General features: G+C 54.8%; 14 protein-coding genes. 5 read left to right on the plus strand and 9 right to left on the minus strand.

The features are described 5' to 3' along the window. From ACR0D6_RS17080 to ACR0D6_RS17095, 4 genes are all read right to left on the minus strand, one after another. A complete protein-coding gene (locus tag ACR0D6_RS17080; protein ID WP_480766389.1) occupies positions 1-1,674 on the minus strand; it encodes a sulfatase-like hydrolase/transferase in 1,674 nt (557 codons plus the stop codon). An 86-nt stretch (positions 1,675-1,760) separates the two neighbouring features. Further along, positions 1,761-1,991: a (Na+)-NQR maturation NqrM gene (gene nqrM, locus ACR0D6_RS17085; protein ID WP_480450345.1), complete on the minus strand. Its 231-nt coding sequence runs from the start codon at positions 1,989-1,991 to the stop codon at positions 1,761-1,763. A gap of 15 nt (positions 1,992-2,006) precedes the next feature. Then, complete coding sequence (locus ACR0D6_RS17090; RefSeq protein WP_480766390.1) at positions 2,007-3,032, minus strand: FAD:protein FMN transferase; 1,026 nt, start codon at positions 3,030-3,032, stop codon at positions 2,007-2,009. A gap of 65 nt (positions 3,033-3,097) precedes the next feature. Then, complete coding sequence (locus tag ACR0D6_RS17095; RefSeq protein WP_170652914.1) at positions 3,098-3,283, minus strand: hypothetical protein; 186 nt, start codon at positions 3,281-3,283, stop codon at positions 3,098-3,100. 123 nt (positions 3,284-3,406) lie between these two features. On the opposite strand from ACR0D6_RS17095, the gene ACR0D6_RS17100 reads away from it, so the two are divergent. Then, positions 3,407-3,931, plus strand: a complete 525-nt coding sequence (locus ACR0D6_RS17100; RefSeq protein ID WP_170652916.1) for a CBS domain-containing protein — start codon at positions 3,407-3,409, stop codon at positions 3,929-3,931. A 39-nt stretch (positions 3,932-3,970) separates the two neighbouring features. Here the strand turns inward: ACR0D6_RS17100 and ACR0D6_RS17105 are convergent, their stop codons facing one another. After that, positions 3,971-4,735, minus strand: coding sequence for a metallophosphoesterase (locus ACR0D6_RS17105; protein WP_480766391.1), 765 nt, complete (start codon positions 4,733-4,735; stop codon positions 3,971-3,973). A 129-nt stretch (positions 4,736-4,864) separates the two neighbouring features. On the opposite strand from ACR0D6_RS17105, the gene ACR0D6_RS17110 reads away from it, so the two are divergent. The 4 genes from ACR0D6_RS17110 to ACR0D6_RS17125 all read left to right on the plus strand — a co-directional run bounded on the left by ACR0D6_RS17110 (position 4,865) and on the right by ACR0D6_RS17125 (position 10,215). Then, positions 4,865-5,986 carry a glycosyltransferase gene (locus ACR0D6_RS17110; RefSeq protein WP_480766392.1) on the plus strand — a complete coding sequence of 374 codons (1,122 nt, stop codon included), beginning with the start codon at positions 4,865-4,867 and terminating at the stop codon, positions 5,984-5,986. 30 nt (positions 5,987-6,016) lie between these two features. Further along, positions 6,017-7,420 (plus strand): sulfotransferase family protein, encoded by a 1,404-nt coding sequence (locus tag ACR0D6_RS17115; protein ID WP_480766393.1) that lies wholly within the window; start codon positions 6,017-6,019, stop codon positions 7,418-7,420. A 289-nt stretch (positions 7,421-7,709) separates the two neighbouring features. Beyond that, on the plus strand, positions 7,710-8,354 hold the full coding sequence (locus tag ACR0D6_RS17120) for a GNAT family N-acetyltransferase (protein WP_480766394.1): 645 nt from the start codon (positions 7,710-7,712) through the stop codon (positions 8,352-8,354). Positions 8,355-8,451: 97 nt separating this feature from the next. After that, complete coding sequence (locus ACR0D6_RS17125) at positions 8,452-10,215, plus strand: adenylate/guanylate cyclase domain-containing protein (protein ID WP_480766395.1); 1,764 nt, start codon at positions 8,452-8,454, stop codon at positions 10,213-10,215. Between the two features lie 61 nt (positions 10,216-10,276). Here the strand turns inward: ACR0D6_RS17125 and ACR0D6_RS17130 are convergent, their stop codons facing one another. The 4 genes from ACR0D6_RS17130 to ACR0D6_RS17145 all read right to left on the minus strand — a co-directional run bounded on the left by ACR0D6_RS17130 (position 10,277) and on the right by ACR0D6_RS17145 (position 15,171). Then, positions 10,277-11,164, minus strand: coding sequence for a pentapeptide repeat-containing protein (locus ACR0D6_RS17130; protein WP_480766396.1), 888 nt, complete (start codon positions 11,162-11,164; stop codon positions 10,277-10,279). 154 nt (positions 11,165-11,318) lie between these two features. Then, positions 11,319-12,614 carry a gluzincin family metallopeptidase gene (locus tag ACR0D6_RS17135; protein WP_480766397.1) on the minus strand — a complete coding sequence of 432 codons (1,296 nt, stop codon included), beginning with the start codon at positions 12,612-12,614 and terminating at the stop codon, positions 11,319-11,321. Positions 12,615-12,649: 35 nt separating this feature from the next. Then, positions 12,650-13,996, minus strand: a complete 1,347-nt coding sequence (locus ACR0D6_RS17140; protein ID WP_480766398.1) for a TfuA-like protein — start codon at positions 13,994-13,996, stop codon at positions 12,650-12,652. Further along, a complete protein-coding gene (locus tag ACR0D6_RS17145) occupies positions 13,993-15,171 on the minus strand; it encodes a YcaO-like family protein (RefSeq protein ID WP_480766399.1) in 1,179 nt (392 codons plus the stop codon). Before ACR0D6_RS17145 ends, ACR0D6_RS17140 begins: the two co-directional genes overlap by 4 nt. Positions 15,172-15,177 lie beyond the last annotated feature (6 nt).

A 15,177-nucleotide genomic window follows, 5' to 3' on the forward strand; every position in this document is an offset into this window, starting at 1 on the left:
TCAGCCATTGTCAAGGATGTCCCGATAGGCGCGCGCGGTGCGATTGCGATACTTGACGGTCAACTCAAGTGGCGCGTCATTTTCGTCGTAAACACCCACGACAACGCCCCTGCCCCGGCTTTTGGTTCGCATCTCGATCAGTTGTTGCTCGGACCGGGTCGTGCGTTGTGACTGGCGGCGCGTCCATTCGAACAGGTGCTCATACATCTCTGCAATAACATCAGAATGCCCGTGGCTTTCGCCCAGATCGGTTAGCTCATCGGGGTCGTTTTCCAGATCGAACAGGATGGGACGATGCCCGCCTTCGCAATGGATCAGCTTCCATTTCTTGTTGGCGACCATAAACATCACCGCATCCCGGACCGAGGCATCCAGCATGTCGGCCACCGGAGAGGCCGAATAGTCATATTCACAAATCACATAGTCGCGGGGAGTCGCATCTGCGTTTCCGTGCAGGATTGGCTGCAGGGAATGCCCTTCCAGAACATGGTTGGCAACTTCACCCTCTGCAGCGTCGACAAATGTGGGCACCAGATCAATGGATTCGACAAGTGCATCGCAGACGGTGCCTCGGGTCGCATCAGCCTCGGGCGACGGATCATAGATGATCAGAGGCACTTTGGTCGAGGAGTCGTGAAAGAACGTCTTTTCCCCCAACCAGTGATCGCCCAGAAAGTCGCCGTGATCAGACGTAAGCACGATCATCGTGTCATCCATCCGGCCCGTTTTTTCCATCCAGTCAAACAAACGGCCCATCTGGTCATCGGCCTGCTTGATCAGGCCCATATAGGCAGGGATCACCGCCTCGCGCACGTCCTGCCGCGAAAACGCCTGACCAACCTTGGTGTCCATGAACGCCTTTAAAACCGGGTGTGCCTGATCCCGCTCGGCTTCCGAACGGACGACTGGAAGCACATGTTCCGGACCGTACATCGACGCATAAGGTTCTGGTACAATATAGGGCCAGTGGGGTTTGATATAGCTCAGGTGACAGCACCACGGCCCCTCGTGTTGCTCCATAAAGGCCATCCCGCGACTGGTCAGATAAGGTGTTTCACTATCCTCTTCCGCGATATTCGCGGGCTCGTGCGAGTTTTTTAGGAACCAACCCGACAGAACATTCCCATCCTTATCCAGACCAGAGTTGGCAAAGTCGTGCCAGGGATTGTCGCTCTCATACCCCTTGGCTTTCAGGTATTTGTTGTATTCCTTGGCGCCATCCGGGTCATAATACCCATCCGGACCTTCGGGCAGCATGCCATCATCGCGTTCAAACACGTCAAAGCCGCATTCCGCCACGCGGGCGCCGATCAGGCTGTCGGGTTCCAATCCTAGCCTCTCCATACCTTCGGCATCGGCGCGCATATGGGTCTTGCCGACCAGCCAGCACCCCATCCCGGCCTTGCGCAGATGGTCCCCCATGGTCGTTTCGCCAACCTTCAGCGGAATCCCGTTCCATGACGCCCCATGGGAATGCACATACCGACCGGTATAGGTGGACATGCGCGAACTGCCGCAGATCGGTGACTGTATATACGCCCTGTTGAACCGAACCCCCCTGGCCGCCAAGCGATCGATATTTGGGGTATGAAGATTCGGATGGCCGTAGCAACTCAGGTAGTCCCAGCGAAGCTGGTCGAACATGATGAACAGGATATTCCTGGTTTTGGCCATAGTCCCGGACCCTTGCAAATTTCCTTCACATGCTAACTTATCGGGAAATTCCCGGGCAGCGAAGCCTCAATTTGCAGGGAGCGGATTCAACTTTCCATTTGCTGCATCATCTTCTTCGCGCGCGGACATTGCAGTTTGTCACGCAATGGGCTGTCAGGGTCGATATCCTTTTGGCAGACCACGCATTTATCGGCGCCCGAAATCGCATTCAGACCGCCGCAGCTGCCCTTGATCGTCTTGCCCATCAGCATGACACCCAATGACATTCCAACCACAATGATCAGCAACAGTACAAATGCCAAAAGAAACGTGCTCATCCCGGTTCCTACCTGTCAGTTGGTTCCAAGCGCATCCTTGAACGCGCTGCTGTGTACGGTGATATAGGCATCTTCTCCGCCTGTCACATCCCGAGAGATGAAGAACACGGCAAGTTTATTCTCTTCCGCCACCTTCATCCCCTCTTCCTGACCAAGGGCCAGCATGGCCGTGGCCCAGGCATCCGCCATCATGGCACTGTCGGCCAGAACCGTGACAGAGGTTGTGCGATGCGTGATCGGCCTACCGGTGGTCGGGTCGATGATATGCGAATAGCGAATGCCATCCTGTTCGAAGAAGTTCTTGTAATCGCCCGAGGTCGCCATGGCGATGTCATCAAGCGAAATGATGAGTTGCAGGGTTTGCGAGCCGGTTTCGGGCTTTTCAATTCCGATCCGCCAGTTTTCACCCTTGTCGTTCTCGCCGTGCGCTACCAGATCACCGCCAATTTCGACCAGATAATCTTCGATCCCCGCCGCCTGCAGCGTACCTGCAATGGCGTCAATTCCGTACCCCTTGGCGATGGCCGACAGGTTAATACCAACCCCGGCATCGGATTTCGCCAGCGTTCCGGCATCTTTGTCGAGCGATAGCAGCCTGCTTTGCCCCACACGCTCCAACGCTGCGGCGATATCCGCATCTGCCGGCACCGGATCATCAGGTTCACGCGGCCCGAATCCCCACAGCTCGATCAGCGGTCCCAGGGTTACGTCGAATGTGCCAGCGCTTTTGTCATGCACCTTATTGGCGGCATCCATTACCAGTGCGAATTCATCAGACACCTGTACTGGAGTTGTCTGGGTGCTGGCGGAAAAGGTCGAAACTTCGGAATTCGGGTCCCAGTTCGACATTTTTGCATTAACTGAGGCGAGTGTATCCTCGACTGCCTGACCCAGCGCTTCAGCGTCCAGGTCCGTACCAATCGCAGTGATATTGTAGGTGGTTCCCATCGTCTCGCCCGACAGGCGAACGACCTCGGGCTCTTCGTCGAAAAGACAGCCGGAAACGAACAGGATCAGGGCCAGAACTGGCAGTTTGCGCATCAGGCGACCTCCGGGAATACTGTGTGCGGCGTATGCCAGCGCCTCTGCCCGGAGTCAAACCGACATCAATACTTCAAAGGCAGAAACGCCAGCGCCAAAAGGCCGATTGCAGCTGGCACTCCGAATATCCAGGCGCGTCTTTGCCAGCCGGGCGTCTGTTCTTTCCAAGTCAGGCGGAAACGGTGGCCGCAGACAACGACCACAAACACAATCAGCGCGCCGGTCAGAGGTGTCAGAAACAGGCCGTCCAAGATACTGAGTTTCCTCGCATTGCGGGTTTAGTTGCCGGGGTGGCGCATTTGCGCACTATACAGGCCAGTTACCTGCGTTAAGGTAGAAGGGAAAGCCATATCCGGTAAAGGAGGAGACCGCCCATGGCCCCAAGCTCTTACCAGTCACCCATGCGGGGCGACAAGGCCGAGACGACGACCTACAGCCAGTCGACCGACTCGAATTTGTCGCACACACAGACCACCGTGGCAAAACTGCTGGAAGGCAAGGGAGATGCGGTGTTTGCCGTCCGTCCGAACGACACCATTCACTCCGTCGTCGAGATCTTGAAGGAAAAGCATATTGGCGCCGTTGTCGTCACGGATCAAAACGGGGCGCTGCAGGGAATTTTGTCCGAACGTGACATCGTGCGGCGCATGGCGGATACACCGGGTCAAACCCTGCCCCAGTCGGTCGAGGATCTGATGACGCGGGATGTGCACACCTGCGCGCCGGATGACCTGCTGATGGATATCCTCAAGCGTATGACAGAGGGGCGTTTCCGCCACATGCCTGTTGTGAAAGACGGCAACCTCAGCGGTGTCGTCACGATCGGCGATGTGGTGCAATTCCGGCTGAACGAGCTGGAATACGAAGCCCTGCGCATGAAGCAGATGATCGTCGGATAAGGCGGCGCTGACACCAATCGATCACGCCGCTCTGGTTCGCTAGTCTGTCGTTACGAAGCGAACACCGCCGTCGAAAATTTCGGCGGCGGTCAACCTGCCGGTTGCAAAAGCGCCGGTGTCAATGGAAATGATCCCGTCGCCGAAACTCGGATCGTCAACAATCGTGTGGCCGTGAATAACCCACTGCCCGTCTTGTCGTGGCCGCCGAAACCCGTCTCCGCGCCCCCAAAGACAAACCTGCCGCTCCTGCGCGGAAACTGGCCGGGTCGGATCAAGGGCCGCATGCACGGCGGTTACATTGCCGCTGCTCCATATCAGCGGACGCGCGCGTACCCACTCTAACAGAGTTTCTCCCATCGCATCGCGCAGCTGCCCGGCAACACGCCTTGCCTTCTCACCTGTCAATTCGCTCGGAGTGCACTTGACCCCGAAGGACGTCAGGGTCTCAAAGCCACCATTCCACATCCAAGACTGAGCGTTCTGTTGGGGCTCATCCAGAAATCGTAGCAGCATGTCCTCATGATTTCCCATCAGACAAAACACTGTGCGACTGCTTTTTTCGTCAAGATATTGAAGATGACGCAGAACCTGGGCGCCATAATCCCCTCGGTCGATATAATCACCGACAAAGACCAATGGATGAGAGGGCTCAAGACGCGTAAGCAATTGTTGCAGCAGATCCAACCGACCATGCACATCTCCGATGGCATAGAATGGCCGCTCGGGCACAATTGCGGGAAACGGATGACGCCGCGTTCCCGTAAGTGGCTTACCCACCACTCCCCTGAGCCATTTTGAAATCATGGCAACAGTTTCCTCCAAAACCGATGGCTTTGGCCAGAAGGATTGCAAGTCTTCCGTCATATGTATACACGCGGCCCATCGTCATGGCGCGTAATAAAAAGCGCTTTCTTTCTGACAGGTAAGACCGTGATGCCAGCCAAGCCCATGGAAAATCCGCTACCTCCGCCTGAAATGGAAGAGCTGATCCTCTACTATGACAAGTGCGAGCACTATGATGACGGTCATGTAAATGCACAGCTTGGCTGGACCGGAATCTCTCGTGTCACGTCAATTTCGCGATGGTGCGAGCTGGTCAAAGAAAGACCGATCGCGCCGAATTCATATTTTGACGTCGACCATTACAAGAAACGCTACGGTGTCGGGAGTCATTTGACCCTGTACGATTTTCTGGAACACGGCTGGCAAGTTGGATGCAATCCCAACGCCGAGATTTGCATCGCCGGTTTTTTGTCAGCGCGCCAATCCGATATCTTTTCCAAGAAGGTGGCGTTGAAAGATCTGCTGAATGACAGCCTTGTGTCCGATTTTCAACGACAGTCCAGTTCTGCAATGGGCGCCGGGACCGTGACGATCATTACGATCAATCTGAACAACTGTGCCGGCCTGGAACGAACCATTCGGTCGATCAGTTCGCAGACCATGACTGATTTTCAATGGATTTTTGTCGATGGCGGCTCCACCGACGGCTCACTGGAATTGGCCGAACAATCCAGTCGCAAGCCCGACATTTCCATAATCGGGCAGGACAAGGGCCTGTTCGATGCGATGAATCTGGGGGTCGCGCAAGCCTCGCAGGAATACGTGGTGTTTCTGAATTCGGGGGATACGTTTTCTGATGAAAATACACTTGGCCTTGTCAAACAATCCCTCGGGCTGCACGACGTCGTCTATGGCGATGCCCGGTACATGAATGAAACCCGACCCCATACCCATCGCACACAGATTTCTCGTGGCATGACATTTTGCCATCAATCTGAATATGCACGAACAGAATGGCTCCGTCGGTTTCCGTTTGATACAAGTCTGCAGATGGCTGATCTTGGATTGAATCAGGAACTTTATCTCAATGGTGCAATCTTCCATCGGCTTCCGGAAACTATCTCGGTGATCGAGCCCGGCGGCTTTTCAACCAGTAACGCGATGCGGCAGTTCCTGGAACGGATGTCGCTTGCCGCAGAACGTTTCCCACATCCGGCGCTCCAAAACACGTTCCTAATGGAATTTGTCAGCCGTCCCGATTTGAATGTTTGACACACTGCAAATACAGGCGACGGTCAGCAAATGGAAAATCAAATAGTGAGTAATCCAGCAAAGCAGAGTGGCGCGGACGTCGTGATCTTTGGTGTGGGGTGCTCGGGTACTACTGCATTGTTCCGGTTCATGGCCAAGGCATACGAGCGTTTTGATGCTGAGCCGGGAATTTTCTTTGAACCCTTTCTGCGAAACTCAATCAGCGACTATAACGAAGATACCGTCCAAAGAACCACGCAGCTTTCACCCGCCGGTATTTACGCACACACGCGCGCGCCCATGTTTACCCGGGCACATGACGACCCGGCGCTGAACAATTTCGTGGCAGATCTTGATATCGGGACTTCTCCGTCACTTATAAAATTCGATCGGGCCTGCGGGCGGATCGAGTATTTTTTGAATGTTTGGCCGAATGCAAAATTTGTCTTTGTTTTCAGGAATCCCTGTTCAGTCATCGATTCCGTACTGCCCGCGTTCGATTTTTTTGGCGGTGAATTTCATCCGTCTGATACTTACCGCTTTGCAAAAGAAACTGGAATGGACACGGCTAAATTTTTTGACCTGTCCTATTCCCAAAAGCAGCTAGTGTACTGGCGCACCATGAATGAGGCTGCGCTTGCAGCGTGTCAGGCACATCCTGATCGCATTCTGCCCATCTCGCACGAGGCGCTGATTGCCGAACCGGCACAAACCCTTGGTAAAATAATGGAATTCTGTTTCGAACAAGGGCAGGCAAGCGACGAATTGGTTCGATCATTTGTTGGTGACGAAGCAATCCACCCACTGAGCTACAACTTCAAAAATCTTGCCATTCCAGACTATCGAGCCTTTAACCGTGAACTCGATTGGTATTTTGCTACGCTTCTTCCTGCTTGTCAGGCAGGGGTTAACGTCAAGGATCTGGTGCCACGGAATTCGTTTGATAAAGGCTGGCTAAAGGGGCTGACCGAACAAAAGACGTTTGATCAGGTAGATCCCGAAGTGACATCAACGGTTTTGCGAAAGCTGCTGGCTGAAAAAACCGCTCTCATACAATCCAATCCCTGGTCAGAACCTGATAGCACCGCGTGTCTGAAAGTCAACGGATCGCTTGTTCACAGAATTACCACAGCAGCAAAGGTTTCTCTGGGATTGCCGCTCAGTCCTGAGAAGATCAGGCTTCTGCGCCCGATCAGTCCGGAAACCCAACTGAAGCTGCCGGAAAAGCTGTACTGGAAGACCGCCAACCCTTTCCGTCGTTTAGGCCTGTTTATAAAATGCGTAGCTGGCGCAATGTTCTTGCCTGAGGCATATTTCGAAGCTGAGATTTTGCCGGATACGGAAAAACAGCTTTGGCTCAAACGGAACGGACCACTGTTGCACCGCATGCTGTTTTCATTCGGGTTCATGATGAAATCCCAGGTGCGGGTCCGGAAATTCGATATTTTCAGTTAATAAATGACGATTCCGGTTGTCAGGTTCCTCTGAGTTCGCCGGCGATTGTTTCTGGTCGACATACAGTCGACATGTCGCTGGATTGACGCCGCCTTGGATTAAATTTATCAAAGGCCAATTCCTACTTGTTGCTAACGATCCACATTTCGCTGAATAATAGTCACATAACTCAGGCCTGATGCTGCTCAATAGGCGCAAATAAGGCTAACTGCTTAAAAATACTAAACTAAATTTCAGAAACGTAAGCCGGAACTTCAATCGGCAACAAATCCAGACAAGAGGGCGGTCAATGTCAGACCAACTCAAACAGCAGTTTATGCTGAGACCACTGGAAAAAGGCGATCTGGCCGACACGGCGGGATGGTTTCGCGATGTAAACGATCTGGCAACATTTGACCGGTCCTGGCGCGCACCACTTAGTCTGGACGCGGCAGAAAAAATCTGGCGGGCATCGATAGAAGAACCTGCAAATACAGGAAGTTACTGGTTCGTGGTAGAAAACAACGATGAAAAAGTTGTTGCCATGGTTGGTTTGGACAGTTTGAACTTGGTGAACCGCGATGCGGTCGTGGCCTTGTTCGTAGACCACGAGTCCAGACGCAACGGAGTTGGCATCCGCGCAGTGGCTCTGATACTGGACCTCGCCTTCAAACAATTTGGGTTAAATCGAATTACGTCCTATTATCGCGAAGATAACCGCCGAAGCGCCGACCTGATGGCCCGATTGGGTGTCGAGGTCGAGGGTCGCATGCGGCAGGCGTGGTATGCCGAAGGCCGGTTTTTCGATATGATCGTGGTCGGCATGCTGCGCGACGAATGGGCAAAGCAGCGTGAAGTGCTGGCCCGGGAACTGAGTGACAATACCATTGTCGCACTGGGGTGCCACGCGGCAAGCGGTTGGAAGTGGCCACCACAAAAGGGAACGGAAATCTAAAGACTTTTCAAACGGCCATCCGGAATCGCAATCAAAATTCGAGCACGATCTGGTGGGTATAGAAACTGTAGCGGAATTAGTGTTACGAGGCGTTAATGTGAGTAGTACCGACAAATCTTACAGGCGAAGGCTTGGTGCCGTCCTGTTTGCAGACGTGGTCGGGTTTTCGCGCCTTATGGGCGAAGACGAAATCGACACGTATAACTCGCTCAAAACTGTTCTGGCTCAGCTGGACACAGCCTGCGCGCAATACGGTGGAAGTATCGTCGAGGTTCGCGGAGACGGTGTATTGGCCGTCTTTGATACTGCGACCGACGCCGTCCGGTACGGTGTGAAACTGCATCAGATAGCCGAGGCCAGCAATCCAACCCAGCCGGAAGAAAGACGTATACGCTTTCGTGTTGGCGTGCACATGGGCGAACTGCTTGAAGATGACCGCGGAATTCACGGCGCAAACGTTAACATCGCCGCCCGTCTGCAGAGTATAGCCGAACCTGGTCGTGTCAACATAAGTGCAACGGTATATGAGCAAATCCGCAACCACCTGCGCTATGGCTATGAATTTCTTGGACCCCAGCAGCTGAAGAACATTCTGGACCCGGTTCCAACCTATTGCGTTCGCAGCGAGGCCGAAGGCGCCACGATGGCGTCAACCTTGCGACCGGACACAAGCTTGATTGAGAGGGAACGACCGGACATTCCATCCGTTGCCGTACTGCCCTTCAGCAATCTGGGCGGTGATCCGTCCGACGACTGGTTCGCAGAAGGATTGACCGACGACGTCATCCTCAATCTTTCCAAGTTCAAGAACCTGTTCATCATTGCCCGGAATTCCGCTTATTTCTTCAAAGCTCAATCCATGTCGCCCCGTCAGGCCGCGCGTGAACTTGGGGTGCGCTATGTCGCACGGGGTAGCGTTCGGAGGAGCAAGTCCAGAGTTAGAATTTCTGTTGAGCTGATTGATGCGGATTCCGAGAGAACACTGTGGGGTGAAAGATACGATCGGGAAATTGACGATATCTTTGATATTCTGGACGAAGTGACAGAATCCATTGTGGCTGCCGCAGCCGTGCTGATCGAAGCTCAGGAGCGGCAACGTATGGTCCAGTCAGTACCATCTGATCTGGCCGCTTACGGGTTTGTCCTGCGCGGACAGCAACATATCTATAAATATACCCGGCAGGACAATCACGAAGCGCACGAACTGTATGCACGTGCGTTGGAGCGCGACGGATCATATGCCCGCGCCTCTGCTGCCCTGTCCCGCACGATGAATATAGATTGGCGTTATTCCTGGGCAACCGATCAGGATCAGGCATTGGACACGGCGCTGGCACTGGCGCAGCGTTCCATTGAACTGGATCCGACGGATGCCCGAGGATTTGGCGAGCTGGGTTTCGTCCATCTTTACCGCAAGGAACACGACGCTGCGATCGGCGCTTATCGCCGTGCCTTGATGCTCAATCCAAATGACGCAGACCTTCTGTCCGACTTTGCCGATACCCTGGCCCATTCAGGCGACAACGAAGCGGCAATTGAGTATCTGAAACGGGCGATGCGGTTGAATCCATATTTTCCGGATCAGTATCTCTGGCACATCGCCGGTGCCTATTTCAATCTGGGTGAATATGACGATACCATCCGATGGATTAACAAAATGAACAACCCTGCCGAGGGGCAAAGACTCCTTGCGGCGAGCTTTGTGAAATTGGGCAAGCTCGACGTTGCCCGCGAAATAGCGGACAGGCACCGCAAAGTGCATCCGAATTTCTCATTGCAACGCTGGGGCCGTGTCCAGCCGGACCGACGCCCCGAAGATACGCAACATTTTGTGGAAAGCCTGAAAATAGCCGGATTCTAAAGCAAAGGGGCCTTCCGATACGGAAGACCCCGAAGTTTTGGGCAAGGAATCGGCAGGATTATTAATCCTCAGATCCGCGCGCCCGCGCACCGCTGACACGGGCTCCGCTTACTCTGGCACCACTGACACGAGCTCCACTGACCCGCGCGCCGCTCACGCGGGCCCCGCTGACTCGCGCGCCACTCATTGACGCCCCGTCAGAGCCGAAGAAGAGATCAAGCAAAACCTGCTCGAATTGTCCGGTCAGCACATCCATCCGGATTGTGTAGTCAGCTTTGTCATAGTCCCATACACGGATGTCGTTGGACATTTGATAATCCGCTGAAGCAACACCCGATTCCGACGGTGACAACGGCGCTCTGCCTGCCTGATTGTCTGGAATATTGTGATCTGTGGCGCTTTCGCCCTCGCCATGCACAAGGAAAATCGTTGGCTCCGGCAGCTCGTAATATGTCCCGTCATATGCGAACCCATAGATGCGGGCGAGACTTGGGTCTTTCTCGAACTGCTCGCCAACAAAGTTGTTTGCACCCCAGCCCTTTCTCCGTTTGCCCCGGTCAATGAAATACTGAAGGTCCTGCTTTTTCCGGGCTTTCTGTTTCCAGAATGTCTTGGCGTGTTGCTTGCCTTCCTGAACAAATACGAACTTCCCGTTCCGAATTCTTCTAAGACCCTCCAAGGAAAAACTGCCTGGGTTAGCAGCGTCTTCTTTTATCTTGTACAAACCGGACACATTGTTAGGCTCACTGTCTTTCGACACTTGCACCAGAACCTTGTCACCATCAGCTATCGGAACATCGTCGATTTTGTCGGTCAGCGCCGGCAGGGTATCGCTGTTGTCATCGACCAACGCCAGACGAACGGTCTTATAACCTTTCCTGACCGCAAGATCTTCGACGAGACGTCCAAACAACAACACTTCGGAAAAACTGAGCAAAGACTCAGACATTGTTCTTTCTCCCTATTGCGGGATCGACGATGCCAGAAACTTCATCTCACCCTCATTGCGGTCCGTGCCAAAGCCCAGACCAAAATATTCTTCAAAAATCACCCCGGCGCAAAATGCCACATAACGCGGCTAAAACAAAGACATTTACGGCCTGTCACCTTGGCACCCTGGTACGTACCGATACGGCATGGCTCTCGGCATCCGGTTCGGCAAGACGTGGTCCGGCCGTTGCCAGACCGATATCGCGCATACGGAAGTTACCTTCGATGATGTTTGCAAAGGCACCACCGGTGATTTCACGATCAACCGCCAGCATCGCTTTTTCCACGCCGAAATAGCTCAGCATATCGGCGTCCAGCATCTCCCAAGCGTCCGCAAGGTATGTACCCAGAAAATCCCGTGCCTCGAGCAGGGCAATTCGGAAACCTTCGGGATTACGGGCGTATTCCTCGTCAAAAAAGCCCTGCATGACACTGACATAGTCTGGTGAGCCCTCAAGCTGGTCGGACAGGTTTTCGACTTCCGGGGTAATCAGATCATGCACCAGCAGGCGTTCGTGGTAGATGTCTATGAAAATGTCGAACATGGCACCTGTCAGGGGTTCGGACAGGTCATGCTCGCTGGACCATCCATCTGCGAATTCCCGCATCGAGCGTTCGTTCGTCGCCATCCTGATCTGAGCGTTATCCGAAAGTTCGGCAAAGCGACTGAGCCGGTTGTAGGTGTACAGGTTGCCCCGCGTGTTTTCGAGCAAATCGTCCACAACAGAGCCAAAGTGCAGTGACGCCAGCAAAGCCACCAGATCGGCGGCGGATTCATGAAAACCGTAATACTCGCCTGACGTTTGTTCCGACCCCGGCATACCGATCACACTGTAGATGATTGCGTGCCCGATCTCATGTGCGACAACGTCAAAATTCAGGCTGTAGGGCCTATATTCATTGCCATGCTCGCGCGAGCCACCGGTTTCCAGAAAACCCCAGCCGATATGGGCATTGTCCAGATTCGGTAGAAGGGACAATTCGAGACGATCATAGTCGCGGGCAAAGTGCCAAGGGATTGGACGCCCGAAATAGCCCTCCCAGACATCCATCGTAAAATGTGCGGACCCGAACAGATGCGCGGCCTCGAAGGACGGGCTGGACGGGTCTATGTGTATGAAATTACCAAACTCGTCCGGTTCAGGATGTGGGTGAACCGGGCCATTCCATGGCGGCAGGTACATGTGTGGCCCCTCCGGCCCCTGCACATTGGCACCATAGTGCGCTGTCTTGCCAACCGGGTTGACCGTGTACATGCGCGGCCCGGACGGGCCCGGTCCAATAGAACCCGGGGGGGCGGATATCTCGACCATTTCGGGTTCGGCATTACCCGCCAAAAACGGAGACTGCGGAAAGATCAGAAACCGCGTGCCGGGGGCTTCGCCCTCGTCGGTATCGGGTCCGTACATGTATCCCTCCAGTTTTTGTCACCGCGGCGATCGGTTTAGCCCGGGCCTTTCCCGGCAGTCTGACCCGATCCGCCTGCGCCCATACAATACAGAAATTCGCCAGCGATCAGTTCATGAAGGTCCTCGCGCCCAGCAAGGCCCAGAGATTGCGCATAGGCATCAAGGTCCTCGGGCACTGCGGATTCCAGAACGGTTTCGAAATACCAGATCAGCATCCGCACCTTGTCTGCACCCGAATGTTCACGATCGCGCCCATCGTTTACCTCGATCATCCTGTCTTTGGCATTCGCTCTTGCCTTGAGTTCGGAATAGGTGCCCTCCCACCGAAGCTCAGCCAGAATATGAGGTATCAGGTCAGTGCTCTTGCGCTCTAGCAATGACTTTTTGCAGGCCGAACCGTTCAGCAAATCTTCGTATCCGGCCTCATCCAGATCATTCCGTTCCAACCATGCCAGTATGTCACTCCGCCGCGCCAAACCATGCCGCGCACGATGCAACGACATCTGTTCCAGCAATGCCGAACGATCAGCTTGCGCGCCGCTACGACCGGCATCCTGCCGCGCGAACATACGCAGCGCGGCACGTTCCCGTGTGTCGAAAAATCGGTCCGGATCAAGCCTGAGCTCATTCAAAACGCCTTGATCCACAGGGTGAGCCTGTGTTTCAGCGCCGACCCGGCGAACAAGACCATCCCAGACCAGCGTGCGTTCGACCCTTTGAACAGAGGGCTGCGGTTGGTCATCTTTCTGCAGGAACACCCGCATAGCCTTCAGCATTTTGCAGGCATCATCGCGCTTGGCGTCGACCCGACCATCCTGAAGCCAATCGAAAAACCGATGTCCGCCCAGTTCTGACCCAACCCTGGATTGAACAGCCTTCCATGTCCGGTCGTGGTAGTACAACGACTTCGCGGTGCCGAGTACGATTTCTGCCGCCTCCGCCCCCAGAATACCAGCTTCAACGGCCCGCCTGACGGTCTCACGTATGGAAACCATCGGCTCACTTAAGGTTGGAAACCCCAATTCCGCGGGACCGTGCAGGACGGCAACTTCGTCGTCATCCTTTATCTGTCCCCTTGAATACGCTTCGTATATGCCTCCCACGCCGATCATGCCGAAATCAGAAAGTTCCGAGGCACGTAGCGCCCCCATGCTGGCACTTCCAAAGACGGTGATCCCCTGTTCAATCGCCCAAAGGATTTCCTTGTGCCATACCGATGGAACACCTTCGAAATACCCGTCGATTATGCCAATGGCACGGGGGCGGTTCGTGGCTGCGCGGTAAACATCGCCTTGTTTTACGGGTGGAAAAACCTCGGCATTCAGAATCCCGGCGACCGAGGCCGCGTCCAGCGTCGGTCCGACAAAGACGACGGCGCTCATGCCGATCTCTCCGACACAGCAAGCGCCCTTGGGCCGGGAACGTAATCCGCATCGTCATGCGGAGCCTCAAGGCCCGGGATGACAACCCGAACGACCGAGATATCAATATCCTTCCGTGACAGATCGACGGCGACGACCTGATCAAGCCCCGCCGAGGCCAGCCGCGCCAGCAACCAGTCCAGATCGTCCTCGAACGATCCTGTTGATCGGTTCGGACCATTGGAAAAGCGCAGGGTGGGTGCGCAACGGTCTGTCATGCTTCGGATAAAGGTCCATTTGTCCCGCAGGGCCGATGCCGTGAATTCATTCGGCATAAGGTCATCGCGCGCACCCGAGATATATGTCAGCCGAGTCTGCGCGGCCTCGGTCAAGGCCCGCAGCAAGGCGATCGCGCGATCCGGGTGGCAGCCATCGCCGATCCCGATATGGCTTGGCCGATCCCCGGTTTCGCATATCGTGCAGCGGAAACTGGGAACACCAATATCCGAGGTTGTTTCCCAAATTCCCACATCGATATCCGCAGCCGTAAACCGGCCAAGCGCCTCGAGGCAGCGCGGGTCGTCAATCGTCGATGGATCAATGCGCGCGGTTTCCGGTCCCCGATGCCACAGCGTCGTTGCGTCCCGTTCGATCAGTTCGCAGATCGCGTGGCAGGTAGCCTCGAGAGTCACATTACCCGAGGCCAGACCATTGGTAGAGCGAGGAAAAATGTGCCGCCCCACCAGCGGCTCGGCGGTATAGTCGGTATCGACCATTTCATACGGAACCCAGCGCGAGGCTCCGTCAGTCAGATCGGTTCCTTCGATCCACAGCATCCTTGCATCCGGGTCAAACCGCGCGCCTGTCACTTTGGGCAACCGGTCGATGTCAACCAGTCGAACGTCGTCGCGGATATTCGTATAAGTCGCCAGTCGGACCGGCAAAATGATATGTTCCGCATGCCAAGTTTCGATCGCTTCCATGACACCGGACGCTTCGGCTGCCTCAAGCGACAATCCTTTGCCCAATGCAACCGCGACCGAACGTGAATTTGGGCGGGTCACCATCACTGTCGGCAGCCCAATCCGGTCCAACCCGGTCAGATTTGCGATACGGGTGATACCCATCCGGGGCAGATGTTCCCGCACGACGGCAAGGGTTTCCACCGGCTCTCTCATCCGGTGCGTATCTGTCAAATACCG

It is taken from the genome of Ruegeria sp. BJ6, assembly GCF_056537885.1.